Origin of the sequence: Methylomonas defluvii (assembly GCF_033949435.1) — a bacterium.
Lineage (GTDB): Bacteria > Pseudomonadota > Gammaproteobacteria > Methylococcales > Methylomonadaceae > Methylomonas > Methylomonas defluvii.
The window spans coordinates 35,816-61,958 of record NZ_JAXARY010000021.1; the positions used below are offsets into that span (position 1 = coordinate 35,816).

Annotated in this window: 24 protein-coding genes; 11 read left to right on the forward strand and 13 right to left on the reverse strand. The window is 49.6% G+C overall.

The annotated features are described in order from the left end of the window. The first annotated feature begins 11 nt into the window (after nucleotides 1-11). Nucleotides 12-671 carry a hypothetical protein gene (locus QLH52_RS19195; protein WP_319962620.1) on the forward strand — a complete coding sequence of 220 codons (660 nt, stop codon included), beginning with the start codon at nucleotides 12-14 and terminating at the stop codon, nucleotides 669-671. 154 nt (nucleotides 672-825) lie between these two features. Beyond that, complete coding sequence (locus tag QLH52_RS19200; protein ID WP_319962621.1) at nucleotides 826-3,213, forward strand: tetratricopeptide repeat protein; 2,388 nt, start codon at nucleotides 826-828, stop codon at nucleotides 3,211-3,213. Between the two features lie 48 nt (nucleotides 3,214-3,261). On the opposite strand, the gene QLH52_RS19205 is transcribed toward QLH52_RS19200, so the two are convergent. Genes QLH52_RS19205 through QLH52_RS19220 form a run of 4 tightly spaced genes read right to left on the reverse strand, consistent with a single transcriptional unit; the run spans nucleotide 3,262 to nucleotide 7,682 of the window. Then, nucleotides 3,262-4,044 carry a CpsD/CapB family tyrosine-protein kinase gene (locus QLH52_RS19205; protein ID WP_319962622.1) on the reverse strand — a complete coding sequence of 261 codons (783 nt, stop codon included), beginning with the start codon at nucleotides 4,042-4,044 and terminating at the stop codon, nucleotides 3,262-3,264. A gap of 18 nt (nucleotides 4,045-4,062) precedes the next feature. Beyond that, on the reverse strand, nucleotides 4,063-5,805 hold the full coding sequence (locus tag QLH52_RS19210; protein ID WP_033159008.1) for an LPS biosynthesis protein: 1,743 nt from the start codon (nucleotides 5,803-5,805) through the stop codon (nucleotides 4,063-4,065). Nucleotide 5,806: 1 nt separating this feature from the next. Further along, on the reverse strand, nucleotides 5,807-7,147 hold the full coding sequence (locus tag QLH52_RS19215; RefSeq protein ID WP_319962623.1) for a hypothetical protein: 1,341 nt from the start codon (nucleotides 7,145-7,147) through the stop codon (nucleotides 5,807-5,809). 25 nt (nucleotides 7,148-7,172) lie between these two features. Continuing rightward, entirely contained in the window at nucleotides 7,173-7,682 is a 510-nt protein-coding gene (locus QLH52_RS19220) for a polysaccharide biosynthesis/export family protein (protein WP_033159006.1), read from the reverse strand. A 366-nt stretch (nucleotides 7,683-8,048) separates the two neighbouring features. Here QLH52_RS19220 and QLH52_RS19225 point away from each other — a divergent pair, with 366 nt between their 5' ends. The 5 genes from QLH52_RS19225 to QLH52_RS19245 are packed head-to-tail and all read left to right on the forward strand — an operon-like array spanning nucleotide 8,049 to nucleotide 10,854. Next, complete coding sequence (locus QLH52_RS19225; protein WP_033159004.1) at nucleotides 8,049-8,399, forward strand: HopJ type III effector protein; 351 nt, start codon at nucleotides 8,049-8,051, stop codon at nucleotides 8,397-8,399. Between the two features lie 5 nt (nucleotides 8,400-8,404). Beyond that, a complete protein-coding gene (locus tag QLH52_RS19230) occupies nucleotides 8,405-9,460 on the forward strand; it encodes an NAD(P)/FAD-dependent oxidoreductase (RefSeq protein ID WP_033159003.1) in 1,056 nt (351 codons plus the stop codon). Next, nucleotides 9,435-10,022, forward strand: coding sequence for a tRNA 5-(aminomethyl)-2-thiouridylate-methyltransferase MnmM (gene mnmM, locus QLH52_RS19235; RefSeq protein WP_033159002.1), 588 nt, complete (start codon nucleotides 9,435-9,437; stop codon nucleotides 10,020-10,022). The genes QLH52_RS19230 and mnmM overlap by 26 nt, the downstream gene beginning before the upstream one ends. A gap of 36 nt (nucleotides 10,023-10,058) precedes the next feature. Next, nucleotides 10,059-10,373: a pyrimidine/purine nucleoside phosphorylase gene (gene ppnP, locus QLH52_RS19240; protein ID WP_033159042.1), complete on the forward strand. Its 315-nt coding sequence runs from the start codon at nucleotides 10,059-10,061 to the stop codon at nucleotides 10,371-10,373. Between the two features lie 7 nt (nucleotides 10,374-10,380). Next, the gene (locus QLH52_RS19245; protein WP_033159001.1) at nucleotides 10,381-10,854 is read left to right on the forward strand and encodes a LabA-like NYN domain-containing protein; all 474 of its coding nucleotides are present in this window, start codon (nucleotides 10,381-10,383) and stop codon (nucleotides 10,852-10,854) included. Between the two features lie 18 nt (nucleotides 10,855-10,872). Here the strand turns inward: QLH52_RS19245 and QLH52_RS19250 are convergent, their stop codons facing one another. Continuing rightward, the gene (locus QLH52_RS19250; protein WP_033159000.1) at nucleotides 10,873-11,427 is read right to left on the reverse strand and encodes an outer membrane protein assembly factor BamE; all 555 of its coding nucleotides are present in this window, start codon (nucleotides 11,425-11,427) and stop codon (nucleotides 10,873-10,875) included. Nucleotides 11,428-11,542: 115 nt separating this feature from the next. Here QLH52_RS19250 and fur point away from each other — a divergent pair, with 115 nt between their 5' ends. The 3 genes from fur to lolD are packed head-to-tail and all read left to right on the forward strand — an operon-like array spanning nucleotide 11,543 to nucleotide 13,906. Further along, on the forward strand, nucleotides 11,543-11,965 hold the full coding sequence (fur, locus tag QLH52_RS19255; protein WP_026146882.1) for a ferric iron uptake transcriptional regulator: 423 nt from the start codon (nucleotides 11,543-11,545) through the stop codon (nucleotides 11,963-11,965). A 2-nt stretch (nucleotides 11,966-11,967) separates the two neighbouring features. After that, nucleotides 11,968-13,215 (forward strand): lipoprotein-releasing ABC transporter permease subunit, encoded by a 1,248-nt coding sequence (locus QLH52_RS19260; RefSeq protein ID WP_033158999.1) that lies wholly within the window; start codon nucleotides 11,968-11,970, stop codon nucleotides 13,213-13,215. Next, entirely contained in the window at nucleotides 13,208-13,906 is a 699-nt protein-coding gene (gene lolD, locus QLH52_RS19265) for a lipoprotein-releasing ABC transporter ATP-binding protein LolD (RefSeq protein WP_033158998.1), read from the forward strand. Before QLH52_RS19260 ends, lolD begins: the two co-directional genes overlap by 8 nt. Nucleotides 13,907-14,446: 540 nt before the next feature. On the opposite strand, the gene QLH52_RS19270 is transcribed toward lolD, so the two are convergent. From QLH52_RS19270 to QLH52_RS19285, 4 genes are all read right to left on the reverse strand, one after another. Beyond that, on the reverse strand, nucleotides 14,447-15,166 hold the full coding sequence (locus tag QLH52_RS19270; protein ID WP_033159041.1) for a hypothetical protein: 720 nt from the start codon (nucleotides 15,164-15,166) through the stop codon (nucleotides 14,447-14,449). A 407-nt stretch (nucleotides 15,167-15,573) separates the two neighbouring features. Beyond that, entirely contained in the window at nucleotides 15,574-16,833 is a 1,260-nt protein-coding gene (glyA, locus tag QLH52_RS19275) for a serine hydroxymethyltransferase (RefSeq protein WP_033158997.1), read from the reverse strand. 24 nt (nucleotides 16,834-16,857) lie between these two features. Further along, complete coding sequence (locus QLH52_RS19280) at nucleotides 16,858-18,213, reverse strand: glycerate kinase type-2 family protein (RefSeq protein WP_033158996.1); 1,356 nt, start codon at nucleotides 18,211-18,213, stop codon at nucleotides 16,858-16,860. A 17-nt stretch (nucleotides 18,214-18,230) separates the two neighbouring features. Then, nucleotides 18,231-19,088, reverse strand: a complete 858-nt coding sequence (locus tag QLH52_RS19285) for an NADP-dependent methylenetetrahydromethanopterin/methylenetetrahydrofolate dehydrogenase (protein ID WP_033158995.1) — start codon at nucleotides 19,086-19,088, stop codon at nucleotides 18,231-18,233. Nucleotides 19,089-19,295: 207 nt separating this feature from the next. Here QLH52_RS19285 and QLH52_RS19290 point away from each other — a divergent pair, with 207 nt between their 5' ends. Then, nucleotides 19,296-20,273, forward strand: coding sequence for a malate dehydrogenase (locus QLH52_RS19290; RefSeq protein ID WP_033158994.1), 978 nt, complete (start codon nucleotides 19,296-19,298; stop codon nucleotides 20,271-20,273). Nucleotides 20,274-20,767: 494 nt separating this feature from the next. Here the strand turns inward: QLH52_RS19290 and QLH52_RS19295 are convergent, their stop codons facing one another. The 4 genes from QLH52_RS19295 to QLH52_RS19310 all read right to left on the reverse strand — a co-directional run bounded on the left by QLH52_RS19295 (nucleotide 20,768) and on the right by QLH52_RS19310 (nucleotide 26,141). Next, nucleotides 20,768-21,652 carry an FAD:protein FMN transferase gene (locus QLH52_RS19295; RefSeq protein ID WP_033158993.1) on the reverse strand — a complete coding sequence of 295 codons (885 nt, stop codon included), beginning with the start codon at nucleotides 21,650-21,652 and terminating at the stop codon, nucleotides 20,768-20,770. An 86-nt stretch (nucleotides 21,653-21,738) separates the two neighbouring features. After that, nucleotides 21,739-22,695 (reverse strand): glycosyltransferase family 2 protein, encoded by a 957-nt coding sequence (locus tag QLH52_RS19300; RefSeq protein WP_225893069.1) that lies wholly within the window; start codon nucleotides 22,693-22,695, stop codon nucleotides 21,739-21,741. 72 nt (nucleotides 22,696-22,767) lie between these two features. Beyond that, nucleotides 22,768-24,096 (reverse strand): glycosyltransferase family 4 protein, encoded by a 1,329-nt coding sequence (locus QLH52_RS19305; protein WP_319962624.1) that lies wholly within the window; start codon nucleotides 24,094-24,096, stop codon nucleotides 22,768-22,770. Further along, a complete protein-coding gene (locus tag QLH52_RS19310) occupies nucleotides 24,093-26,141 on the reverse strand; it encodes a glycosyltransferase family 2 protein (RefSeq protein WP_319962625.1) in 2,049 nt (682 codons plus the stop codon). The genes QLH52_RS19305 and QLH52_RS19310 overlap by 4 nt, the downstream gene beginning before the upstream one ends. Between the last annotated feature and the right edge of the window lie 2 nt (nucleotides 26,142-26,143).

The window sequence follows — 26,143 nt, forward strand, 5'->3', positions numbered from 1 at the left end:
GTAGGTTGCCGATGAATATATTTCCGAAAGTGGCCGTATTGTTTGTGCTTATTGGCAGTAGCTGGTCCACCAGTCAGGCCGCGCCGCGTGAGGCTGCCAAGAACGATGGCGCTGTTTTAAAGCTGCAAGCGATGGTTAAAAGCCTGACTGCCGAACGCGATGCGGCAAAGGCCGAATCGGCCAAGTTAGCCGAGGAGTTACAGGAGCTTGAGCAGTTGAAAAAAGCCCATTCGGCGGCAGTGGCGGCCAAGGAGCAAATCAGCAGCGAGTTATCCGCGCAGCGAAATGCCAATGGTGAGGTGCGCGAGCGTTTGGAGAAAAGCAATGCCAGACTCTCCGACGTGATGGAAAAGCATAAGGAAGTGAGTCAGGCTAAAGCCGATTTGCAAGCGCAATTAACGGCATTAACTGCCAAGCAGCAAGCAACCGAGCAGCAATTGGGGGTTTGCGATATTCATAATGTGAAACTTTACGAGGCCGCCAAGGAATTGCTGGAACGCTACGAAAACAAAGGCGCACTGGCTAGTGTGTTGCAGAATGAAGCCTTGCTGCAATTCAACAGTGTGGAAATGGAAACTATCGTCCAGGAATATGAGGACAAGTTGAACGCCGGTAAATATCAAAAACAATCTGCTGCGGATAGCGGCACAGCGCCGGCTGGCGTCCAATAGTTTCTCTACTCAGGTGCGGCAACATGCCGCACCTCGACCCTAGCTGATTTACCGAAAGCCTTAAGGCTTGGTCGCGTAAATAAGTTAAAATCCCAAAAAGCGGCGCTCCATCATGGCGGCTACATAATCAAATGCACGAATTATCGAGAGACTAATGACAACGAAACAAAATTTTTTAAAAAATCTAGGCATTGTTGTGTTATCGACCGGCTTGGTGGCCTGTAACGGCGCCGATGAACGGAAAGCGAAATACATGGAAGAAGGCAAACAGCTATATCAAGCGGGTGATTATGAGAAAGCGTTGCTTGCCTATAAAAACGTGCTGCAAATCGATCCTAAGGACTGGGAAACTCACTTCCAGATTGCGGAAGCCCTGAGTAAACAAGGCAAAATCGAAAATGCCTTTAAGGAATACAGCACCGTGGTTGCCGGCAATGAAAATCACGTGATGGCGCGGGTTCGGGTTGGTCAGCTGCTGTTATTGAATCGCGCGGTAGACGATGCGGAAAAAATGGTCGGCGAAGCTTTGGCCAAGGAACCGGACAATGTCGAGGCTTTGGTGTTGTTCGCCGGCGTCCAAGCAGCCAAAAATAACAGCGATGGCGCGATTATGACTGTGGAGCGCGCCTTGAAAAACAGTCCGGACGATGTGCCGGCGACCTTGATGATGGCCTCGATTAAAGCGCGTTTGGATAAAGTAGGCGAAGCGATTACTTTATTGAAGCAAACTATTGAAAAGAAACCGGATAATGTGGCGTTGCGCAGCATGCTGGCCGGTTTGTACGCTAAAAACAATCAGATTGCCGATTCAGAGGCCATGTTGTTGGAAATTGTCAAACTGGAGCCGCAGCAATTACAGCACTACCGTACGTTAGCCTTGTTCCAGGTCGGTACCAAACAAGTCGATAAAGCCGAAGCGACTCTACGCGATGCGGTTAGCAAATTGCCGGACAACGATACCGCCAAAACTTATTTGGTCGACTTCCTGTTGGAAAAGCGCAGTCCGGAAGTGGCGATTGCAGAGCTGCTACCGATGATAGAGCAAAAGCCGCAAGCGTATGAACTGAAATTCAAACTGGCTAATATCCAGCTGGCCCAAAAGCAAGTCGATAAGGCCGAAGCGACTATGAAAGAAGTCGTCGATCAGGATAAATTGGGACCCAGCGGCATCACCGCACGAAATAAATTAGCGGCTTTGTATGCAATGACCAAGCGCGGCGACGAGGCTAAGGCCTTGATCAAGGAAGTGTTGGATAACAATCCGCGCGATGCCGAGGCTTTGACGCTGCGCGGTCAGTTTGCTTTGGGTGAAAACAAAATTCCCGACGCAATTGCCGATTTTCGCTCGGTATTGGTTGATCAACCCAACAATATCGGTGTGTTGAAAATGCTGGCCGCAGCTCATCTGCGCAATAACGAAGAAGAACTGGCCCGCGAAAACATGGAAAAAGTTGTGGCCGTCGCACCGGGCGATGAGACCGCCCGGCTGGATTTGGTTGGCTTACATATGAAAGCCGGGCACCAAGATCAAGCCAAGCAGCAGCTTGAAGCGCTGATGAAAGCCAATCCGAAAAGTCTGAAAGGCTTGGAGGCGCTGTTTAAAATGGAGTTGTCGCAAAAGCATTGGGATAAAGCGCAAGAGATTGCCAAACAGGTGCAGCAGCTATCCGATAAGGATGCCACCGGCTTTTACATGTCCGGCTTGGGCTATCAGGCGGAAGGCAAGCTGGAAGCCAGCACCGAAGCCTTTCAACAGGCCTTGGCGCGTAAGCCGGATGCGATTGAGCCTTTGACCGAGATGGTCAAAAGCTATCTGGTATTGAAACAGTCGGATAAGGCTATCGGTAAATTGCAGCAAGTCATTAAACAGCAACCCGATCATTTCGTTGCCTACAATTTGCTGGGTGGTGCTTATCTGAACGAACAGAAATTTGCCGAAGCAAAAACAGCTTACACAAAGGCTTTGAATATCAAACCAGAGTGGTATAGCCCTTATCGGAACTTGGCCTTGATCGAGTTGGCACAAAAAAACCAGGCCGAAGCCATCAATATCTACAAAAAAGGGATTGAAAAAACTAAAGGTGCATTGGAATTGGTCGACGACTTGGCGCGTTTGTATCATCGTGACGGTCAGCATGAGCAGGTGTTGGCGCTTTACGAAGAGTCTTACAAACTGCATCCGGATTCGGTGGTGGCGGTTAACAATCTGGCCAGTTACTTGTCGGATTTTTCCGCCGGTCCGGATAGTTTGGAACGGGCAGCCAAATTGGCCGAACCTTTATTGCAAACCAATAATCCCAATATGATGGATACGGTTGCTTGGGTTGCCTATAAACAAAGCAATTACGATAAGGCTAAAGAGATATTGTTGAAAGTGATTGAACGCGATCCGCAATCGCCGATCAGCAATTATCATTTGGGTATGGTGTATTTCAAGCAAAATGATCCGGTTAAAGCCCGCGAATATTTGCAAAAAGCGGTCGATAAAAAAGTGGAATTCGATGGCTTGAATGAAGCGAAGGATGTTTTGAGTAAACTCTGATAGGAAATGTAGGGACGTGGCTACCGCAGGTAGCCACGTCAAACCGGCTTAAACCCCGGTATAGCCGATTTTAATGTCGGTGGCTTTATTGAATACTGTCCCCAGTACGTTGGTGTCTTTTAACAAAGAGGCCGCGTGCTTCAATTGATCCGTCTTGGTATGTCCCTCGTCGATCACCAACAACACGCAATCCACATAAGGCGAAAAACCCAGTGTATCATCGTGCGACAGGATCGGCGGCATATCGAAAATAATGATACGCGATGGGTAACGGCTTTTCAGTTCGTTAACCAGTCGTACCATTTTCGGTGAGCGCAACATTTCTGTGGAATTAAACAAGGGTTTGCCGGCCGGCAGTACTACCAGACGTTCGATGCCCGGATTGATCAGCATGGAGCTTAATTCGGTGTCGTTCAACAAATAATCGCTAAGACCTGCGCCCGGCTGAATGCCGAATAATTGATTAATGCTGGGATTTTGGAAATTGGCATCCACCAGCAGGGCTGTGCGGTCAAGTTCCATCGCCATGCTGATGGCTAAATTTGCGGCTGTTAAGCTATTGCCGGTACCTTCGCTGGGGCTGGTGATAGCCATGGTTTTCCATTCCATCGCATCCATCTGCTGCAAGCAGCGGGTGCGTAGCATGCGGTAGGATTCCAGCCATTTTCCAGGTAACGCCGCGGAAATAATCCGGTTTTGCTTCAGTAAGTTTTGATCCGGAGTGTGCACCCGCGTTTGGGTGTAAGCGATGCTGACTTTGTCGCCGGGTTGATTGGCCAATCCGGTTGCGGCTGGATTACTTTTTTCCACGAGGTTTTCAATGGGGTTCATGAATTTTCCCTTAAATGATTAATTGCCCACGACACGTAGTAATTTGTACCAAAATACATCTAGCGGCATGACGATAAAATGAAATGCGATGACAGCCAGAACGCCGGCTATTGCCATGCCTATCAACAACAGCCGTCGTTCGTTTCTATGTGCTTGATGTTCCCGCTGGCTTTCGAAATAAGGTATCGACGCCAAAGGTTCCACACCCAGAATCGCCGCGACCGCTTTTGGGCTATTAACGGTCGAATCCAGCATTTCGGTCAATGCCACCGCCCCTAAGCCGCTCGCCACCGCCAACACCATGCCCAGTACCATAATCGCAATTCGATTCGGGCTGACCGGTTGTAATGGTTCTTGGGGGGGGTCGATTAAAGTAAAACGCTCGCCTTTTCTTTCCATTTCCAATTGCTGCGAGATTTGCGCTTCCATTTCTCGCGCACTCACTTCACGGTAGCGTAGATTGGTATTGTCCAGATCCTGGATCAAATCCATGTATTCTTTTTCAACCAATGGCGATTGGCGTAGGCTTGAGCGTAACTCTTCCATTTTGCTCTGTACGCGACTACGTGTGAAATTCAACGATTCGATTTCGGTATTCACTGAAGCTAGTTGCGATTTCAAGGTGATATAGGCCGGGTTATCCGGTTGAATACTGGCATTGCTGTAGTCGCTTTGTTTCGCGCTAGCCAGGCTTTGTTGCAAGGCGCTGATTTGTTTTTGCAGTTTCACCACATCAGGGTGTTTGTCCGAATACTGTTTCAACAACAAGGCCAATTCTGCTTTTCTGTCGGTTAGTTCGCCGTTCATCGCATTCAGATCGGTGTTGGAGCCAATTTCTTTTTGCAATGAGTCGATTTCTCGCTTGATTTTAATCACATCGGGATGGTTCGCAGAATGGTTGGATAACACCGATGGATATTGCGATTGCAGTTCCTTCAAGCGGTCTTTCATATCGAACACCCGATTGCCCACGGCGTTGGTAGCCATGGTGTTGGGATCGATTTGCGCCAGTTCGCCTTCAAGATAATAACGCCTATCTTGCAGCGTTCGTTCTTGGCTATCCAATTGCAATAACTGATTGCTCAGAGATGTCAGTTCTTGCTGGTTCATGGCGCTGATTTGCGGCAGTTGATTCAGGTTCTTTTCCTTGAACGTAGCCAGGTTTTGTTGAATTTCCTGGATTTTGGCTTTAAGGCGCTTTGATTCTTCGCTCAAAAACAACGCCGCATTTTCAGCGGATTCGGTGCGAGATTTGATGTTTTCTTTCAGGAACAAGGAAGTCAATTCGTTAGCGACTTTTTGCGCGAGCGCGGGTGATTTATCATCAAATGTTAGCGTAAAGGCAATGGTAGCTTGTTGGGCAGGGCCGCTTTTGTTATTGGCGACGTCGGCACTGATGGTTTCTACTTTGATGCTTTTACGCATTTTTTCCAGAATGACTTCTTCCGGCTTTTTTTGCCGTTCCTCGGCATAGAGATCGTATTTCTTGATGATTTCCGTCAAATTCGGTCGGGTCATGATCCGTTGGCTGATCATCTGAATCCGCTGGTCGGCGAAGGTGGTCACTGTGGAATGCACCAGTTCGGCGGGGATTTCTTGCGCCTCGATCAGAATGGTGGAAGTAGAGCGGTAAACTGCCGGTAACAGCACTGCCAAAACGATGCTGATCAGCGCAATGATTAGAAACGGAATAACTAAAAACCGTCTACGTCGTTTGATGATTTTTAGATAGTCCTTGATGTCGATGGCTTGATTTTCCACGCTATTTCACCTGACGATTGATTTGCGGTTGATAAGAGAATTGTAGTTGTACGCTGTCGCCGGTGATGGTCTGGTTGTTTGCTTCATACACTTGCTGGCGATAGCTATAAGACAGATCCAAATTGATTTCCGGCGTCCAGCGCCATTGAACATTCGGTGATAGGGTAATAAATGTGCGGTTATTGCTTCTGCTGGTATCGTTACTAAATGTGGATATCGATTCAGATAGCAAGTAATTGGCGTTGATACCGGTGGATAAGCGCTCCGTGAGATTGTATCGGCCTCGGGCTGAAAAGGTGGTTGAGGTTTGTTGCTGACCGGTGCTGGCCGGGTTGAGCTGTTGTCCGGCACTTAAGCTGAAGTCACCCCAGTCGCTTTTACGAGCCAAGCTTGCCGAAAATACGTTGCCTATGGTGTTTTTGGATAAGGAAGACCGACTATTAAGCTCTGGCGCAGGGTTTGACGAGCTGGTGAATTGAGTGCTGTCAGTTGTTGTGTCGCGAATCCCAGCTGAAAATGCTAATTGGGTCTGCTCGTCAAATAGATATTGCACACCCGCCTGGTAAGTGAACGTAGTCGATTTTTGGCTGAAACCTGTTGTTATTGGCGCGGTTTGATAAAATCGCAATGGTACAGGAAAAGGAAAAGGATTGAAAAGACCGATTCCTGGACTCTCGTTTGCCGATTCATACACCGAATACGCACCTGTCAGGTTAAATGACAAGCGTTCGGTGTAGGCATGGCTGGCCGTTGCCGAATATTGCTGGAAACTATAATCCGAGTAATTAATGTTATTTATCAGGTTTTGCGCTCTGTCAAACGCCACATCCTGGTAGCTATAACCCAATTGTAGAGAGCTTTTCTCGTTCAAGTTATAAGTGACAGTTGGGGAGACTGATTTGGTGTTCCGTGGTACGAGAAGTTGCACGCCACCTGCTTCGTTGATCTGTGTTGGGTCGATTACTGTAGGGTCAAGTTGGTTATTAATCGAGGATTCTTCCGCATAGCTTGCTGCTAGATCGGTTTTTAAACGCTCGCCCTGATATTTGTGGCTGAGGTTGACTAGTTTTTCGGAAAAATCCAGCGCCGAGTCGCTACTGTAAATCAACTCATTCCACTTAAAACGGGTATTCAATTCGTTGTCGTCGGCAAGATAGCCGAACATCACACCTGGAGAAAGGGTGCTGATAAAATTGCTATGCTTTGGATGAATCTGCATGCGTACATTATCGTCAAAGCGCTCCTTAAAGCTAAACTCCGGTTTGAACAGCAAATCCAGCGCATAGCCATCGGTGCTGAATAAAACCAACGCAGGTAGCAAAAAATCCGTTTTTATCTTCATAGATAGTGCTTCTATCTAATTCCGCTTAGGGTACGGTAACCGTGTCTCCCGGTTCCAGCAGGATGTTTTGTTCCAGGTCTTCGCCATCAATCACATCGCTGTAGTCGAAAGGAAACACTTTAACTTGATCGCCGGTGCGGCGAATAATGCTAATCGAACCTTCCTTGGCAAACACGGTCAGGCCGCCGGCCAGACTCAGGGCTTGCAGCACATCGAGGCGTCTGCCGGAAAACACTTGTCCGGGCTTATTGACTTTACCGATCACAAAGATCGAGTTGCCCTGGTTGTTGAGTAATTTAACCGAAATCGAGGGGTCGGATATGTAATCGGCCAATCGGCTGGTCAAATTGTCTTTCAGTTCGGTAATGGTTTTACCGGCAGCACCGACGGTGCCGATCAAGGGGAAAATAATCGTGCCGTCCGGGGAAATCAGGATTTGCAATTGTTGTAAGCCTTCTTCTTTCCAGACTGTGATTTCCAATGCATCACCAGGCGATAGTTGGTAAGCCGCATAATTGGTCTGCTCTATAGTCACCGTAGGTGCAGGGCTGATTGTAGTGTTGTTAATGGGCTCTATTGGCGGTGCAGGTGGGATCGGGGTTTCCGGTTCTGCCAGGGCAGTGGAGGAGCAAAGCAGACAAAACGAGAAAAGAGTAATTATCTGTTTCAAAATGTATTCCTTTATGATGTTATTGAGGTTGCAAACCGCACTTTTCGAGCCAAACGCCAAAGTAAGGCGGGATTTTAGTAACGGAATATAACAAGAATAAGACGATCCCAAACGCAGTCTTAGGTGAGAAACACCTAGACATTTCATGCGATTATAACCGGGAATGACTGTGTTTTGTTCGAATCAAACAGTAAATTAACCAAAAATTAATAAAACTTCGGGAGTAAGGCAGTGACAGTGAACGATTTTTTACAACGTGTTAAGTCCGGGCAAGCGGTCGAATTTCAGGAAGTCATTGCGCTCATTGCCGAGCATTATCAATACCAACCCACCGAATTTAGTAACGGCTTGCAACAGCCTCTGGTAAACGAAGCGGGTCGTAATGAGGGCTCTTGCAAGATTTTTGCATTCGCCAAATTGCATAAACTGACTGTCGAACAAACTCTGGCGCTCTTCGGTGATTATTATCGCCAAGATGTATTGGGTAACCCGTCCGGCGACGATCATCAAAATATCAGACACTTTATGCGTGATGGTTGGGAAGGCATTGTTTTTAAAGGCGAGGCCTTGCAAGCCCAATAATTGCCGTGCAAATCGATGTACTGCTGATCGGTCAGGGTTTGGCTGGCAGTTTATTGGCTTGGGAGTTATTGCAGCGGCCAATGCGAATCTTGGTGGTGGACGACGGCGCGGAGAACGCCTCGCAAGTCGCAGCCGGTTTAATCAATCCAGTGACCGGGCAGCGCTTGGTAAAGCAGGTGGATGTGGAAAACCTGCTGCCGGTCGCAATGCATGCTTATCGGCAACTTGAGAGACAGTTTGGACAAGCCTTCTATCAGCAAATGCCAATGCTGAAAATTTTGCGCACCGCCAAAGAGCTTGAAATTGCCGAACGCCGTTTGAGTCAGGCGGATTATCGTGACTATTTGTCGGAGTTGGCGGCGGCCTCCAAGGGAATTAACGCGCCTTACGGTGTGTTGCAACAAGGCCAGACCGGCTATTTGCGGACCGAGGCTTTGCTGAGTCGGTTGCGTGATTTTTTACGGAACAAGCACTGTTATCGGCGACACACTCTGCAATACGCAGAAATTAATCTCGAGCCGGCGCTGCGTTGGCAGGAAATATATCCGCGGCATATTGTTTTCTGCGAGGGTTATCAGGCGCTTACCAATCCATGGTTTAAGTATTTACCGTTTCAATTGGCAAAAGGTGAAATACTGGGTTGCGAAAGTAGGCAAGATATTCCAAAACAGATTTTGAATTACGGGCATTGGCTGATTCCATTGGAGTCCGGGCGCTTTAAGACCGGTGCGACTTTCGAAACAGATCAAGTAGATCATGTGCCGACCGAAGCAGCGAAAACCGCTTTATTGGCGAGCTTACGTGCGGTCTGCCCACAACAACAAAACCTTAATGTTTATCAGCATCGCGCCGGAATCCGGCCGGCTACACGCGATAAACAGCCGTTTATCGGCACGCATCCCAAATATCCGCAACTGCATATTTTCAATGGCTTTGGCGCCAAGGGCAGCTTGGCGATTCCCTGGTACGCTGCCCGGTTTGCCGATTACTTGCAACAGTACGCCGGTTTGCCACCCGTTTGTGATATACGCCGCTATGACAAAACCTATATCCCTGCTTGAAACTGCCCATCATATTGTTGGTTCTTACCTAGATCCGGGTGACGTGGCGGTCGACGCGACAGTGGGTAACGGTCACGATACCGTGTTTCTGGCGCAGAGCGTTGGGGCGAGTGGTCATGTATTCGGATTTGATATTCAGCGGCAAGCGCTGATCAACAGTTTTCAGCGTTTACTTCAGCTCGATTTGCAGCGCCGGGTGATACTGCGTCTCGCCAGCCATGCCGATATGCTGTTGCATGTTCCTGAGCAGTGGCGTGGCCGGGTGAGAGCAGTGATGTTCAATCTGGGTTATTTACCCGGCGCCGACAAAACCGTGATTACCCAAATCGATTCGACGCTGGCCGCCTTAAATGCCGCGTCTGGCTTGTTGGCGCCGCGCGCCGTTATCACGGTATTGGCGTATCCGGGTCATGCCGGCGGTGATCTGGAAACCCAGCAGTTGGCGGCATGGTCCGGGCAGTTGGATGGCACCCATTTTACTTCTGAGGTCATTCTCAGCAGTCACGACAAACCTAGTGCGCCCCGGCTTTTTGTTATTCGCAAACAAGCCGATCTGCTATGATTGCGCTCCTTTTTTTACTAGCAATAGATGTGCATCATGTCAGAATTCAATAACGTCACCATCGTCAAACAGGCCAATGTCTATTTCGATGGAAAAGTGAATAGCCGCACCATTAAGTTTGCCGATGGCTCTTCAAAAACCTTGGGTTTTATGCAGCCAGGCGAATATACCTTTAACACGGCCGAACCTGAATTGATGGAAATACTGGCGGGCGAACTGCAAGTGTTATTGCCCGGTAACGATGCCTGGCAAACCGTGAAAGGCGGCGAGTCTTTCAATGTGCCGGGCAATGCCGCTTTCACCATGAAGGTTAGTGTTGCCAGCGATTACTGCTGTTCTTTTTTGAAGTAAGCGCCGGATGGAAAGGGTAGCGATTTTTGTCGATGTGCAGAATATTTACTACACCACCCGGCAACGCTACCAGAAACATTTCAATTACAGCGCGTTTTGGCAGCAGGCAACCGCGGGTAAACAGGTTGTTGCTGCCATTGCATATGCGACGGACCGCGGAGACAGCAAGCAACAAGGTTTTCAGCAAATCCTGAAAAATATCGGTTTTACCGTCAAACTAAAACCCTATATTCAGCGCCGCGACGGTACCAGTAAGGGCGATTGGGATGTGGGGATTACCCTGGATGTAATGGATTACGCTGCGCAGGCTGATCGGATTATTCTCTTGTCCGGGGATGGCGATTTCGAATTGTTATTGCAAAAGGTGCGCAGCGATTTCGGTACTGCCAGCGATGTTTATGGCATTCATAGTTTAACCGCGCCGGCCTTGATTCAAGCGGCCGACAATTTCATTGCCATTGCCGGCGCATTATTGCTGTAAGACGTTTGGGCGTTTTGCTTATTGTTTGTCGGCGTCTTCTTCTACCAATTCTTTGCCTTTCTCTGCGGAACTGGCGGCTTCTTTGGGTTCGGTAGCGTTTTGATTGTTTCTGCGGGCAAAGGTGTCGGGTTCGTCGCTACCGAATAAACCGCTAATTTTTTCCCACATCGAGCGTTCCAGGTCGCGTTTTGGTACGTCAACGCTGGTTTCCGTGGATTCCTTGGCAACCGGCATCGAGCTGGGTCTGAAGTCGCCTTGCACGCCCATCAAATTGTCACCATTGAAAAATAAAGACACCCGTTTTTGCACCCGGTCTTCGCCGCCCGGTTGCTCAGAGTATAAATAGTCCCAGCGCTTTTCATGAAAGGCATCGGACAGCATAGGCGAACCCATGATATACAAGACCTGGCGCTTGGTCATATTGGGCCGCAATTGGTTAATCATGCTTTGATCGATGATATTGCCTTGCTCAATATCCAGGGTGTACACGCCGGGCAAGTTAGTGAGAATGGTGCTGCAAGCGTTAATCGATAAACTGGTGACGGCCGCTAGCAAAAAAGTCGATTTTTTCATGAGAAGAGAATGGAGTCTGACGACAAACGATGGGCCATTATCCCATAATTCTGTCAGCGGCTTGGCGCAAAAAACGATACAATGTTGCGGATTATCGGTTTAAAGGAGGGGGCTTGTGGAAACTCAGGATTTGCGTAATGCGGGCTTAAAGGTGACCTTGCCCAGAATCAAAATTCTGGAGATTCTGGAAAAACAACAGGACGATAGGCATTTGTCGGCCGAGAAGGTCTACAAAATTCTGTTGGCGGAAGGTGAGGAAATTGGCCTGGCGACGGTTTATCGGGTGTTGACCCAGTTCGAAGCCGCCGGCTTGGTTAACCGTCATCATTTCGAGGGCGGCAACTCGATATTCGAACTAAATAGCGGCGGCCACCACGATCACGTCGTCTGCATGAAGTGTGGAAAAGTCGACGAATTTACCGATGAAGTCATCGAAAAACGCCAATCGGAAATTGCCCTAAGATTGGGTTACACCCTTACCGATCACAGCCTCTACCTTTACGGTTATTGCGCTGCTTGTAAACCCCCAAAAGCCTAAGCATGTTTAAACCTCTCATCCTGTATATCGGGTTACGCTATACCCGTGCTAAAAAACGCACTCAATTTATTTCATTCATCACTTTAACATCCGTACTCGGTATCGCATTGGGCGTGACCGCCTTGATTACCGTGCTGTCGGTCATGAATGGTTTCGAAGCCGAATTGCGCGAGCGCATCCTGGGCATGACCGCGCACAGCACAATTACCGGCCGCTTCGGGCAGCTGGATGATTGGCAAGCTTTAGAGCAACGCACTCGCAGCATGCCTCATGTCGAAGGTGCTGCGCCGTTTATCCACGGTCAGGTGATGGTGAATGCTGATCGTCAAGTCAGCGGCACTTTGTTGCAGGGCGTGTTGCCCGAATATGAAGCCAAAGTGTCTGAAGTGGCCAATAAAATGATGTTCGGTAGTTTGAACGATTTAGTCCCCGGCGAGTTTGGCATCGTTTTAGGTGCCGAGTTAGCAAGTTATCTGGGCGTGATGATGGGTGACAAGGTCACCGTGATAACGCCGCAAATTAACTCCACGCCGGCCGGGATTCTGCCGCGCATGAAGCGCTTCACCGTCGTAGGTGTGTTTAAAGTCGGCATGTACGAATACGACCGCAATATGGCGCTGATGCATCTCGATGATGCCGGCAAATTGTTCAGATTGGAGTCGGCAGTATCCGGTTTGCGTTTGAAGCTGGATGATTTATTCAACGCGCCACGCATTACCCAAGGCTTGGCAGATACGCTGGGCGAAGAGTTTCGGGTCAGCGACTGGACCAAAGCCCACAGCAACTTTTTCCGCGCCGTGCAAACCGAAAAGCGGGCGATGTTTATCATTTTGCTGCTGATCGTGGCAGTAGCGGCGTTTAACATCGTCTCCACACTAGTGATGGTGGTCACTGACAAGCGCGGTGACATCGCCATTCTGAAAACTCAGGGTTTATCGAACGGGTCGGTGATGGGGATTTTTATTGTTCTGGGCTGTATCATCGGCAGTATAGGTACTTTATTAGGCACGGTTGGCGGCGTGTTGCTGGCCCTAAATGTGGAAACCATTGTGCCGGCCATCGAAAAAGCCTTTGGCGTGCAGTTCATGGCCGCCGATGTGTATTACATCAGCGAAGTGCCGTCAAAACTGATCTGGACCGATGTGTATTGGATAGCCTGCGTGGCGTTTTTATTATCCTTGCTGGCGACGCTGTATCCAGCTTGGCAGGCGGCGCGTATAAATCCTGCCGAGGTGTTGCGTTATGAATAATGCCATCGTGTTGCAGTGCCAGCAGTTAACCAAGCGTTATGAACAGGGCGATTTGAATGTCGAAGTGTTGCGCGGCGTCGATTTGGCGATTCATGCCGGTCAGCGTGTCGCTATCATGGGCGCATCCGGCTCCGGCAAAAGCACCTTGCTGCATTTGCTGGGTGGCCTGGAAAAACCCAGCTCCGGCTCGGTGATGCTGGATGGCGCCGATTTGAATAAGATTAGCGCCGGCAAACTGAGTCAGCTTCGTAATCGTTCACTGGGGTTTATCTACCAGTTTCATCATTTGCTGGGTGAATTTACCATCCTGGAAAACGTCGCCATGCCATTGTTGATCGGCAACCAATCGATCAAGCAAGCCCAACAGCAAGCTGCCGAGCTACTCAAACGTGTCGGCTTGGGGCATCGCATGCTGCACAAGCCCGGCGAATTGTCCGGTGGCGAGCGGCAACGCGCTGCTGTAGCCCGGGCTTTGATTAATCAGCCTAAATGCGTCCTGGCCGACGAGCCTACCGGCAACCTGGACAGCAAAACCGCCGAGCAGATTTATCAGTTGATGCTGGAGCTAAATCAGGAATTACAGGTGAGTTTTTTGGTGGTGACGCATGATCCTGAGTTGGCTGGGCGAATGGATCATGTGCTTTATATGGAGGATGGGTTGATTGTGCCGGAAAGGGTGCATCATAGCTGAAGGCGGCTATCTCTGATTTTCTGGTACTGCCCTTAATTCCTCAGGGCGTTTGCTCCCTCTCCTGATGGAGAGGGTTGGGGAGAGGAGATTCAAATGGTTGTGTCGCTATCGCGACGGCTTGATTTAATGTCGGGTCTCGGCCCGACAGCCGAGATACTTTCGCTACGAAAACCATCCTTGGTTTTCGCCCTTCGGGCCAGCCTGTCGGCTGTTCAAATTCCTTCCAGACGAATTTGTGCGTGGCCAAAAGAAAGTATCCAAAGAAAAGGCCACCCGGATGCCGCTTATTCCCTGCGCTCCTCGCTTTTGACGAGGGTCGGCAGAAGGGGCTTCCCAGCCCCTCCGCCGACGTGCGGCATCCCTGCCGCACCCCTTCGGGCAATTCTCGCCAAAAGCTCCGGTGCTCGGCGCGGCATACGGGATAAAAAATCGTCCCGGAATTAAAAGTCGGTTAGGGAACAATGAAACTGCGATGGAGTGAAACGAAATCGAGGTTTTGGTGGCTTCAATGATTCTGGATTTCGCTGAGTTTCATCTAGGCTATTTGTGCAAACTTAAACCTTTATGCATCTGTTCTTCGGCTGCGGCATAGAGTTTTTGAAAAACTTTGTTCAACGCTTCCAGCCGAGCTTCGTTTTGCCCTGTATTACGGTTCGCGTACATATACGGACGGATTGCTTTGTACTCGCCGCTATCCCGTGCGAATCCGTACAAATACCCATTGTTTATGTCAAGAAGGGAGGCCTCGTATATCGAATATGAGTCTCGGTGGTGCCCAGGAGCTAACCACATTCCAATGATGGATATATTTAACATACTCAATGGATTTAAGTATGAATCTGTATCCGTACTATCGTTGATGAACAAGATGGTGTCGGCTCCCATCCTTGCGCCGGCTAGGCGTGATTCGTTGGAGAAGCAACTGCCTTCGCTTCGATAGCCACAATTTGATATTAAGGATTGAGGGACAATGTCAAAGCTTTTAATAAAACCCAAGGCCTTAAACTTTTCGCCCCAAATGTTTATAGCCTCTTGCTCTTCTTTTGAAATTTCCGTTCGACGGTGGTTGGCTGGTACTACCGCGACTTTCAATGGGATCGTTGCCTGCGGGCGCAAATTTCTAATTTCTTCCACAGTTGTAGCGGTGGAAAACTGAGTTCTTGGAGTGTCTCCAATCGATTGTTCCAGATGGGGCCGCATATCAGTTGCGGAACAAGCTGCTAGAAGTGTCGTGAGCGTAAAAATCCAGGCTTTTTTCATAAATCCTCCATAAATAAATTGGCTGCTTAAGGCTAAGTTGTGATTCTGGATCGTTCGGTGCATTACGCTATTGTTAACGTACCCTACAAAATTTTGAAGAGCACAAGCGGTGGGATTTGCGCTTGGGTTTCTCCCGTATGTCGCGCCGAGCACCGGAGCTTTTGAACGGATCAGCCCGTTAGGGGCGATGCAGGGATGCATCGCGTTGCCGAAGGGGCAGGAAGCCCCTTTCGGCAACCCCGTTCAAAAGCGAGGAGCGCAGGATCAAAGCGGCATCCGGGCCGCCTTTTCTTTGGATACTTTCTTTTGGCGGAGCAAAAGAAAGTATCTCGGCCGTCGGGCCGAGACCCGACACCAAAATAAACCGTCGCGGTAGCGACACAATATCAACTGAATAAAATCAAATCCTATTTGGCTGAATAAACCGGAAACCTAGCACACAACAAATGCACCTTCTCCCTAACCGCATCAATCACACTCTCATCCCCCAGGTTATCCATCACATCGCACATCCATTCCGCCACTTGACGGACTTCGTATTCCTTGAAGCCGCGCGAGGTGGGAGCAGGGGTGCCGACGCGGATGCCGCTGGTGACAAACGGTGACTGCGGGTCGTTGGGTACCGCGTTTTTGTTGACGGTGATGTGGGCCCGGCCTAATGCGGCGTCGGCGGCTTTGCCGGTGATGCCTTTGGGGATTAAAGACACCAGCATCAAGTGGTTGTCGGTGCCGCCGGAAACCACATCAAAACCGCGTTGGATAAAAACCGCCGCCATGGCTTGGGCGTTTTTCACCACTTGTTGCTGATACGTTTTAAATTCCGGGGTCAGCGCTTCTTTAAAGGCTACGGCTTTGGCGGCGATCACGTGCATCAACGGACCACCTTGGATGCCGGGGAAGATGTTGGAGTTGATCTTTTTTTCCAGGTCCGGATTGTGTTTGCACAAGATCAAGCCTCCGCGCGGGCCACGCAGGGATTTGTGGGTGGTGCTGGTGACCACGTCCGCAATCGGCACCGGATTGGGATATAAACCCGCTGCGACTAGGCCGGCGACATGGGCCATGTCTACGACGAAGTAAGCGCCAACTTTATCGGCAATGTTTCGAAAACGTTGCCAGTCCCAAATGCGGGAATAAGCCGAGAAACCGGCGATGATCAGTTTAGGTTTATGTTCCAGGGCCAGGACTTCGACCTGTTCGTAATCGATTTCGCCGGTGTCTTTGTTCAAGCCGTACTGGATGGCGTTGTAGATTTTGCCGGAAAAGTTGGGTTTGGCACCGTGGGTTAAATGGCCGCCGTCGGCCAGGCTCAAGCCCAGGATGGTGTCGCCCGGTTGAATCAATGACATGAAAACTGCCATATTGGCCTGCGAACCGGAGTGAGCTTGCACGTTGGCGTAATCGGCGCCGAACAATTCTTTGGCGCGGTCGATCGCCAATTGCTCAACGACATCGACGTATTCGCAGCCGCCGTAGTAGCGTTTTTCCGGATAGCCTTCGGCGTATTTGTTGGTCAGCACCGTGCCCTGGGCTTCCAAAACTCGGGGGCTGGCATAGTTTTCCGAGGCGATCAGTTCGATATGGTCTTCCTGGCGTTGGCGTTCTTGTTCCATCGCTTGAAATAGTTCGTCGTCAAAGCCTTTGATGGTCATCGATTCGCTAAACATGGGGTCTCCTAAAGTAAGTTCGGGTTATTCGTGGGGATGCAGCAGCAGGACTTGCAGGTCGGCGACATTGGTGCCGGTTGCGCCGCTCAGCAGTAAATCGTTCGCCGCTTGCAAGGCAGGGTATGAGTCATTATCGTCGAGCAAGGCCGCCGGGTCGAGTCCGGCGGCGCGGATGCGTGGCAAAGTGCCGTCATCGACGATGCCGCCGGCGGCATCGGTAGGGCCGTCGCGGCCATCAGTACCGCCGCTGAGAAAGGTCCAAGCGCCGTTCAGCCCGTATTTTTCGGCGGCCAGGGCGAAGGCAAGAGCCATTTCCTGATTGCGGCCGCCCTTGCCATTGCCCTTTAAGGTAACAGTGGTTTCGCCGCCGGCGATGACGGCTGTCGGTTGCGTCATGCCGGCTGTTGCGGATAGCGCATGCAGTGCTATTTGCTCGGCAACCAAGCGCGCTTCGCCGCCCAACTGTTTGCTGTAAAGCTGGGTGTCATAGCCCAATTTGCATGCTTGATCGATTGCAGCGTCAACGCTAATGGCATTGCTGCCAAGCAAATGGTGGCTCGTCTGCCGGAAGAGCGGGTCACTGTCTTTAGGCGTTTCGATTTGCAAGCCTTGAGCGCCTTGTTGCAAATAGTTTTGCACGCTGGATGGTATTTTCTGCCATATGCCGAACGATTCCAATATTGCGACGGCGTCTATGAAAGTGGTGTCGTCGGGCACGGTGGGGCCACTGGCGATGGCGCTCAAATCGTTATCCAGCACGTCGGATAAAATCAGTGCGTGCAAGTCGGCGGGTGCGGCAAATCGGGCAAGACCGCCGCCTTTGAGTCGAGACAGATGTTTGCGGACGCAATTGATCTGGTTGATGGTTGCGCCGGAGGCCAGTAATAGACGGGTGGTGGCGATTTTATCCGCCAAATTGATGCCGACGGCCGGGTAGGGCAGCAATGCCGAGCCGCCGCCGGAAATCAACACCAACACCAACTCGCCGGGATTCGTGTTGCTCAGGCGGGTAGCGATGGCTTTTGCCGCATGCAAGCCAGCGGCGTCCGGCAGCGGATGGCCGGCGCCGAATACCTGACAGTTTTCGACGACATCAATGTTGTCGTAATTGGTCACGACAATGCCTTTAGCGGCAAGCCAAGACTCGGGAATTATTGTTTGTGCCGCATCGGCCATTGCGCAAGCAGCTTTACCGAAAGATATTAAATGAATGCGCCGCCAGTCGCCGCTGCGGTAGCCGGTTTGTTCCGAACCGATATGCAGCAGTTCGCTATCGGCTCTGAGAAAACGTTTTACGGCAAGATACGGATCAGCCGCCGCAACGCCGGCGCGAAAAATGGCGGCTGCCTGTTCACGATAACTTGGCTGAACTGCGGACATATCGATCCGGCAGAACCTTAAGCCATGGCTTTAGCGAGTGCAAAGATGATTTCCGCGTCGAACACCTGCTTATTGCTTTCAAATAGCTTGGTGATACAGGCGCGGTGTAGGGCTAGTTTTAGCGCGCCGAAGCCGATGGCGCCCCAGACGATTTTGCCGTGTCGTTGTTCGCCTCTATCCAGTACATCCGTGCCGCCAATGCCGACAGGCGGCGTGGCGTTGGCGTCCGCCAACAATTGCAGATTTGGATTGTTTTGCCAATGTTCCGGCTTTAATAATTGGACACCGGCAGCACCGGTCGCTAATACGACGTTGGCGTCTTGGATGGCGGCGGCGCGACTGTCGTAATCGGCGGCTTCTATGGGTGTCAGATCTACGCCGAAACGCTCCTTCATCGCGAAGCAGGCTTTTTCCGCGTTAAATATGTGTCGGGACGTGATGCTGACATGCGCGCCTTCCAGCGCCATCATTGCCGCCGCACGTTGACCGACCGGACCTGTACCAGCTAATACCACCGCTTTTTTGCCGGCCAGGCTTGCGCTGCTGCCCAGTTTGGCGACGGCGGCGGCGGCTGTAGTGTTGCTGCCGTTACTGTCCAGCATCACCGACACTTGAAACCCGGGGAAAAAATGTTTTTGCACCGCTATCAGTAAACGCTGGCCGGCCTCGATATTGCTGCCGCCGATAAAAATCGCCGTGTTTTTTTTGTCTTTGGGGGCGCGAGTGAAGATCGTACCGTCGACCAGGCCGCCGACGTTATCGGGGGTAATGTTGCCGTAACCAATGACATGGTCCGCGCCGCCGTCGTAAGCGACTACGGTATCGAAAGCCGAGGGATGGGTGTCGGTGTCGAACTGGAATAACAATTTTTTCATTAAGCTACCTGATATGAATAATGGTGGCCCGGTGGGAGAAGGTTAGCCGCCGGCATTATACAGAATAATATTTACCTCGCCGCAGAATCCAAGCGGGTTTTGGCAAGCAGGAATTAGTGATTGTTTGCTCAAAAACTTTATGTCATATTGGAAAAGCCTGCCGTTGGGTCGGGTGTGGAAGAATCCAATCAATAAAGAGGAACGCAGATGAAAACGCCCGTGGATATTGCTGTAACAGGTGCAGCTGGTCAGATTAGTTACTCCTTGCTATTTCATTTGGCGTCTGGCGAATTGCTGGGGCCGGATCAGCCTATCGTGCTGCGTCTATTGGAAATTCCACCGGCTATGAAGCAGTTACAAGGCGTGGTGATGGAGTTGAACGATTGCGCGTTTCCGTTGATCAACAAAATCATCATTACCGACGATCCGAAAGTGGCATTCGATAACGTCGATTATGCCTTTTTGGTAGGGGCAAAGCCGCGCGGACCGGGGATGCTGCGTAGCGATTTGTTATTGGATAACGCGCAGATTTTTATCACCCAAGGCCGGGCGCTGAATGAAGTAGCCAACCGGAATGTCAAGGTTTTAGTGACCGGCAACCCGGCCAATACCAATGCTCTAATCGCTATTCATAACGCACCGGATTTGGCGCCGGAGTGTTTTACGGCCATGACCATGCTCGATCATAAACGCGCGATCAGTCAGGTGGCCGAGAAATGCGGGGTGCTGAGCAGAGACGTGAAAAACGTCGCGGTTTGGGGTAACCATTCCTGCACGCAATATCCTGATTTACATCATGCCAAGGTCAAGGGCATGGATGTATTCTCTTTGGTCGAGCAATCCTGGTTTGTTGATGAATTTATCCCCACTGTGCAGTACCGAGGTACGGAAATTATCAAAGTACGCGGTCAGTCCAGCGCGGCGTCTGCGGCGCATGCGGCGATTGAGCATATGCGGGTTTGGGCCTTCGGTACCGATCCGGGGGACTGGGTGAGTATGGCGGTCGCATCCGACGGTAGCTATGGTGTTGCGGAAGGATTGGTTTATTCCTTCCCGGTGACGGTGGTGGATGGGCAGATCGGCATCGTTAAGGGCTTGGATCTTAACGAGTTCAGCTTGGCAAGATTGCGTCAAAACGAAGTAGAGTTAAAAGAAGAGCGACAAGCCATCAAACATCTACTCTAAATTGTCCGAATGCGGGAGCTCTGCGGCTATTCCGCGCGGCTGGGCTTATCGAGCATCACAATCGCGGTATAGCGCAATAACTACCGCTCCATTATTTGTTGCTGATGTTTTCTTGTGTTTACGTCGGCGGGTCTCTCGGCTAGCCGATTCGTAAGGCGCCGCCATCCGTGGCAGCTTGTTAACGACTGGTAAAAAGCGCTCCATCCCTCATCCAGCGAGAGAGTTTTTTAGCGCGTCCTTAAAATCTTGAATGGGTCGGGGGCTTTAATTGATACCCCGGAAATTGTTTGGGTGGGGCAGGCAACAAAACAGTGCTTTATTATTTTTTTAGATAAAGCAATAGGTGTGCCAATTATGAATTCCCGTTTGACGGGGCACGTACGGGGTGATGGGTGATTCCAAAGTACCGGTTTTGAGGCTTATGCCGCAATGGCAAGGGATATGCCGTATTTTTGGGCATATTGAATTGGCACCGTATCGGTAAGGGATAAAACTCAGCGCGTTGCTGGGTCTGCAACGGCTAACGAGCCTCCGGAATTGCCGTGTACGTCTATCCATAAGTACGGCAATGCCAACTGTTCCAGCCAACTTGGGCCTTGTTCTTCCTTGAGCATGGCGATGGTTGACGCGCTGCCGGCCACTACGCAGAATTCGCCGACGACACTGACAGATGCCAAATGCCGAACCGGCCAGCCTGTTTTCGGATTGAGGATGTGTCCGTAGCGCTGGCCGTTGACGATAATGCAGCGCTCATAGTCCCCACTGCTGGCGACTGCGCCGTTATGTAGTGCCAAAGTACTTGCTAATGCCTGCCTTTGGCGGGGGTGATGGATACCCACTCGCCAGGCAGTGCCGTCCGGACGTGGGCCTATCAGTTTGATGTCGCCGCCCAGATTGATAAAGCCGTGGCGAGCGCCGGCATTCCGTGCAATTACCGCAGCCCGGTCTACGGCATATTCTTTGACGATGCCGCCAAAATCCAGCTCCATGCCGGCCAATGGGAACTCTAATAGCGGTGCCTGCCAGCGTAGTTTGTCCCATCCAACTTTTTTCAATAGTGTTTTAATTAGTTGTTCATCCGGCAACTGGCCGGACTCGAAACGCCAAGCCTGCCGTAAAATTCCGGACGTGATGTCGAACAGGCCGTCGCTTTGTTGATGACAGGTTGCAGCATAATTCAGTAAGCCAGCCGTTTCCTCATCCACGGTAATGCGGCCGCCCATGGCTGCGACTTGATTGATGCTTGAAAGCAGGCTGTCGGGTTTATACCGGGAATACAAGCCCTCCAAGCGTTGCACGTCGGCTGTTACTATATCGGCAATACGCTTGGCCTGTTTATGCTCCGTGGCAATCAATTGGATTTCGCATTGAGTACCCATAGCCTGGAATGGGAAGCGAAATAAGGATGTTGGGCTCACGATTAATCTTTGTCGGTTTTAAAGTGATAAGCGTGGCTGATGGAATATTAACTCCGTATTTTTTTTATTAGAACCAGGTAAAGCGCTAGAGGCAGTAAACTGGGTAGAATATATTTTAAGTCCTTCATACCAAAATACCCCAAACCCAAGGTTTTTCTAAATAAATGATGCGCGCTAGGTAAATCGTTTTTCCAATAAAACTCATAAGCTCTTTGCAATAACTGGCCTTTTGTCAAAAGATCGGTTTTAGCTTTACCCAGCGTTTGCGATATTACGGGAAAGTCTCGCAGCAAGCCTTTTTGCACGCCCCAATGATTTATTATGGCCCTAAGTCGGTTGCTGGAAATTTGTTCGCCTTGTTGATGGTGATAATAAGCCAATACTTCAGGAACGCGGACAATATTGGCAAACATTGCAATTCTGATCCACATATCGAAATCTTCAGCGGTTAGCCAGTGTTCGTTAAAACCTCCAACTTGATCGATGGCAAATTTGCGCGTCAATGCGGCGTGAATTGGCCAAGGGCAACTGCGCAACAAAACGGCAAACTTATCATTTTCTTCGTAATCAGGCGGAATATAAGGTTGGGATTTTTCTGCGCTCAGACCAATATTTTGCCAGCCGCAGTATGCGAGTACGCTATCCGGTTTTTCTTCAAGCTTATGATGAAGCTTTGCCAGAAACTCAGGGTGCCAACTGTCGTCGGAGTCCAGAAAGGCGATAAATTCTCCTGATGCGGCTTCCAATCCGCGATTGCGCGCAGGGCCGGGGCCTTTATTCTGTTGGGAAATAACTAATATATTTTGATACAGCGTTGTTATTGTCTGCAAAACCTCTAGCGAGTTATCCGATGAACCGTCGTCAACGACTATCAATTCGAAATTCTTGAAAGTTTGTTGATACAGATTGGCGATGGTTTTTTCAATGATATGTGCCGAGTTATAGCAAGGCATAATCACGGAAATGAGTGGTTTAGCTTGAGATATATCAGTAGTTTGTCGCATACTGGATTCGCCTGAATCAGGCCGTTGATTGTGCGAAATTTATTTTAAATCAAATTGTGGCAATTCGAGCTTTTACTGGAATATTGCCTTTAGCTGTTGGCGCCATTCCCAGAGAATGCCTTTTATACGTTGATTTAAGGTTTGCTGTTCAAAGCCTAGCAAACGCAGATGGGCATTATTGATTTGTCCCAATAATCCCGATAGCAGATCAAGTTCTTGATCAGAAATCGCCGGCGGGCCGTAGGCCAGCGCAGCGTTGGCGATGTTCAAAAATTGCTTAGCGTATTTTTGGCTGGAAAAATTTTCAGCGACGGAGATACGGGCGTTGGCGGTGAGTTTTTGAGCCAATTCTGGGTCGTCCAGCAGGCGCAAAATGGCCGTAGCGGTGGAATTTTCATCGCCCGGATCTACCAAAATGCCGTCGTGTTCGTTAACGATGCACTCCCGTAGACCCGAACACGCCATCGCGACCGCTGGCGTACCCAAAGCCATTGCCTCCAGAGCGGCAATGCCTTGGCCTTCAAAAATTGCCGTGGAGAGAAATATAGTGCTTTGTGCCAGCAAGGCGGCAATGTCATCTCGCGGTCCGAGTATATGTAACTTGTTGTTTAATTGGCCACGCTCTAATTCGTCTTCCAACAGGCGGACAGCTTCCGGTTCCTGTTTTGGGCCGGCGATAAGGAAATAACAATCCGATTTAAACGTAACGACCTTGGCGGCTACTCTGGCAAAGGCAGCAAAGTCCTTTTGAGCAGAGATGCGGCCCACGCCGATTACCAATTTTGCGTCTGCGGAAAGGCCCAATTCCGCGCGAATATCGGTTGAAGACGACTTGGCAGAACTACGCAATTCTTCTATATCGATGCCGTTGTAGAGCGTATTTATTCTGTCTGGGGGCAAATGTTCCGATAGCGATTTAGCAACGTCGTCTGATACGCCGATGATGCGGCTGCTCAATTGTTTTAAAAGGTGAATATAGCCGCCGGTGCCAATGCTGGATTCATAACGGGACAAATCTTCCGCAAACGGTGCATGAATATGCCAAATGGCCGGTACTCTTTGACGCGCGGCGGCAATACCGGCATGCAGTAAATGACCGGTGTTAATATGAATAATGTCCGGGTTTTCCTGCTGTATCAACGTAATTAAATTGTCTAATTGTGCAAAAGAATCTCCGTAAAACTTAAATTGCGCCCGCTCTATTCGGCTTACGCAGCAGGAATATGGGACCAGCCAGTAACGAATCGCCTGAGACTGCAAATATTCCGTGACATTGCCTGCTTTGGGCACCACCGCGATAGGTTCAACGCCTAGTTTTTTTAATGCGACCATCAAGGTGCAGGTGGTTTTGTCAACACCGTTTTTTAAATCACTATTATGGCAAATATGTAGAGTTTTCATTTTTTATACGGAGAAAACAAACGAACAGCTATGGTCTGATAAACACAATAAAATAAAGCCAAAGTTGCATTTAGATAATCCTTCTTCCGCCAGAAGGCGAGTAAATAAGTTTTCTTGTTGTGTGCGAGTAAGTATCTAAATAATGGTATTCTGATCGCTAAATTGACACGATTGAGGTAGAAGCTTTCCAGTACCGATATATTACCTTGGTATACATATAAATTTTTGTTGAGCCAAGCTGTTGAAAGGGTTTGAGCATAATGTGAAATTTCAGATTTTGACAAGTTGTCATGGAATACAAAATCAGGAAAGTTTGTCATGCCATAATCCAGATACCAATCGCCAACAGTTTGTTGAAATAAAGGTAATGGGTTGGCGTTTAAAATTATTCCTGGCATAAAATAGCTAACAGCTCCATCGATAATGTTAAATTCGTTTCTAATTGCCAAGTATCTACCCAGGTATCGCCCTGTTGCCACACCCAGCTCCGCTAAATTGCCTTTTAAGTTGTTCAATAAAGAGCGATGATGAATAAAGTGACTAGACTGCACGCGATTTTTTCCAAGTAGAGTGCTACGTGTCCAAACTGGATGGAATTGATTATCTAGAGCTGGTTGACCTTTTTCATCGCATGCTTCGCTAAAGTATCGAGTATCCGGCATAAATGAAATAGATGTTTTGTGCTGGATGTGACTTGCCAGGATTTTCAACATTACATCGATATTGAATCTAAAATTGTCTTCCAAATATGCAAAATAAGCACCTTTAGCCCTATGCAATGCCGTGTGCCACGCAAGGCCGTTTTCATCGAAAATACAATCATGAGTGGCAAGTGACGGGATAAAAGGTTTCAGGCTAAGTTCTGGTTTGACTGAAACTACAATAATTTCTATCGAAAACTTAGCCTGAGCCTTCAAGGCGAAGGCTTGTTGCAGACGTTGATTGAAATCTTCACCAGCTTGGTTATAGGTAACGAATAAACTTACTGCTATCTGATTGCTGGGGATAATCGCCAGCGTATCGGGATTCAGGGCTGGGTCTAGGTTTTCGATGCCGCGGTAGGCATTGAGTAATGCCGCCAACCAAGGCTTGTCGTTGACGAGTAGTTGTTCGCGCAAGGTTTCGCAATAGAGCTCCGGCTTTTCCAGCCACAAGACCAGCGCCTTGTTAAGACGGTCTCCCGAGGTAGCGTCTGGCAGATTCCGCCAGGTGCGATACAACAATGACGGTCCCTGCTCGGGTAATAGTTGTTTGATTCTTTCGTCTTGCCATGTGCCGGTTGGAAAAGTACAAATAACCGTTTTTGCGGTGTCCGCAGCTTGCAGAGGATCGTTCAATAGCAGTTGGTTAAATCCCGCATCGCGAACCTCCGCTACCGAAGCACACTGTGCTCGCGCTTTGTGGTGTGTAGTACTGGCTGGATTTAAGCGCCAGATGAACAGAATTTCCGGCAGATTCGCGAACCGGCATCCCGCCAATTGCATGCGCATAAATACGTCGTAGTCGGGTACCAGACAACTGCGGTCTACGGAGTATCCGCCCACTTTTTCCAATGCGTGTCGTCTAATCATCGTGGTCGGGTGATGCAGCGAAAAAAAAGCGTACATCAACACCGAAATTCTCTCTGAATCAAGCGGGTGCGTATCGATACCAATATCTCGCCCGTCGGCGTGCAACATTCGCCATTGGCTACCGACCGCGTCAATGTCTGGATGCTGATCGAGGAACTGTTTCTGTAGCTTTAATCGATCGGGGAGGGAAATATCGTCGGAGTCCATAATGGCGATATATTCACCTTGGCTTTCGGTAATGCCTCTTTGGGTTGCTGCACCTATGCCGGCATTGACTTGAGTGATGAGTTTGATGCGCGAATCTTGTTGGGCGAGATTTTTCAAAATCTCCGGGCTGCCATCGGTGCTCCCGTCATCGACGATCACCAATTCAAAGTCCGTAAAAGATTGCGACAGAATACTCTGAATGGCTTCCGTTAAATACCGTTGAGTATTGTAAACGGCCATGATGACGCTGATGGATGGCGGCACCATTT

Bases quoted from the DNA above. Each gene is read 5' to 3' on its own strand.
- QLH52_RS19300 (WP_225893069.1), bottom strand. From the start codon at position 22,695: ATGCGACAAACTACTGATATATCTCAAGCTAAACCACTCATTTCCGTG.
- QLH52_RS19250 (WP_033159000.1), bottom strand. From the start codon at position 11,427: ATGAAAAAATCGACTTTTTTGCTAGCGGCCGTCACCAGTTTATCGATT.
- QLH52_RS19310 (WP_319962625.1), bottom strand. From the start codon at position 26,141: ATGGTGCCGCCATCCATCAGCGTCATCATGGCCGTTTACAATACTCAA.
- ppnP (WP_033159042.1), top strand. From the start codon at position 10,059: ATGTCAGAATTCAATAACGTCACCATCGTCAAACAGGCCAATGTCTAT.
- mnmM (WP_033159002.1), top strand. From the start codon at position 9,435: ATGACAAAACCTATATCCCTGCTTGAAACTGCCCATCATATTGTTGGT.
- QLH52_RS19245 (WP_033159001.1), top strand. From the start codon at position 10,381: ATGGAAAGGGTAGCGATTTTTGTCGATGTGCAGAATATTTACTACACC.
- QLH52_RS19205 (WP_319962622.1), bottom strand. From the start codon at position 4,044: ATGAACCCCATTGAAAACCTCGTGGAAAAAAGTAATCCAGCCGCAACC.
- QLH52_RS19280 (WP_033158996.1), bottom strand. From the start codon at position 18,213: ATGTCCGCAGTTCAGCCAAGTTATCGTGAACAGGCAGCCGCCATTTTT.
- QLH52_RS19290 (WP_033158994.1), top strand. From the start codon at position 19,296: ATGAAAACGCCCGTGGATATTGCTGTAACAGGTGCAGCTGGTCAGATT.
- QLH52_RS19305 (WP_319962624.1), bottom strand. From the start codon at position 24,096: ATGAAAACTCTACATATTTGCCATAATAGTGATTTAAAAAACGGTGTT.
- QLH52_RS19285 (WP_033158995.1), bottom strand. From the start codon at position 19,088: ATGAAAAAATTGTTATTCCAGTTCGACACCGACACCCATCCCTCGGCT.
- QLH52_RS19215 (WP_319962623.1), bottom strand. From the start codon at position 7,147: ATGAAGATAAAAACGGATTTTTTGCTACCTGCGTTGGTTTTATTCAGC.
- QLH52_RS19195 (WP_319962620.1), top strand. From the start codon at position 12: ATGAATATATTTCCGAAAGTGGCCGTATTGTTTGTGCTTATTGGCAGT.
- QLH52_RS19270 (WP_033159041.1), bottom strand. From the start codon at position 15,166: ATGAAAAAAGCCTGGATTTTTACGCTCACGACACTTCTAGCAGCTTGT.
- lolD (WP_033158998.1), top strand. From the start codon at position 13,208: ATGAATAATGCCATCGTGTTGCAGTGCCAGCAGTTAACCAAGCGTTAT.
- glyA (WP_033158997.1), bottom strand. From the start codon at position 16,833: ATGTTTAGCGAATCGATGACCATCAAAGGCTTTGACGACGAACTATTT.
- QLH52_RS19295 (WP_033158993.1), bottom strand. From the start codon at position 21,652: ATGGGTACTCAATGCGAAATCCAATTGATTGCCACGGAGCATAAACAG.
- QLH52_RS19260 (WP_033158999.1), top strand. From the start codon at position 11,968: ATGTTTAAACCTCTCATCCTGTATATCGGGTTACGCTATACCCGTGCT.
- QLH52_RS19200 (WP_319962621.1), top strand. From the start codon at position 826: ATGACAACGAAACAAAATTTTTTAAAAAATCTAGGCATTGTTGTGTTA.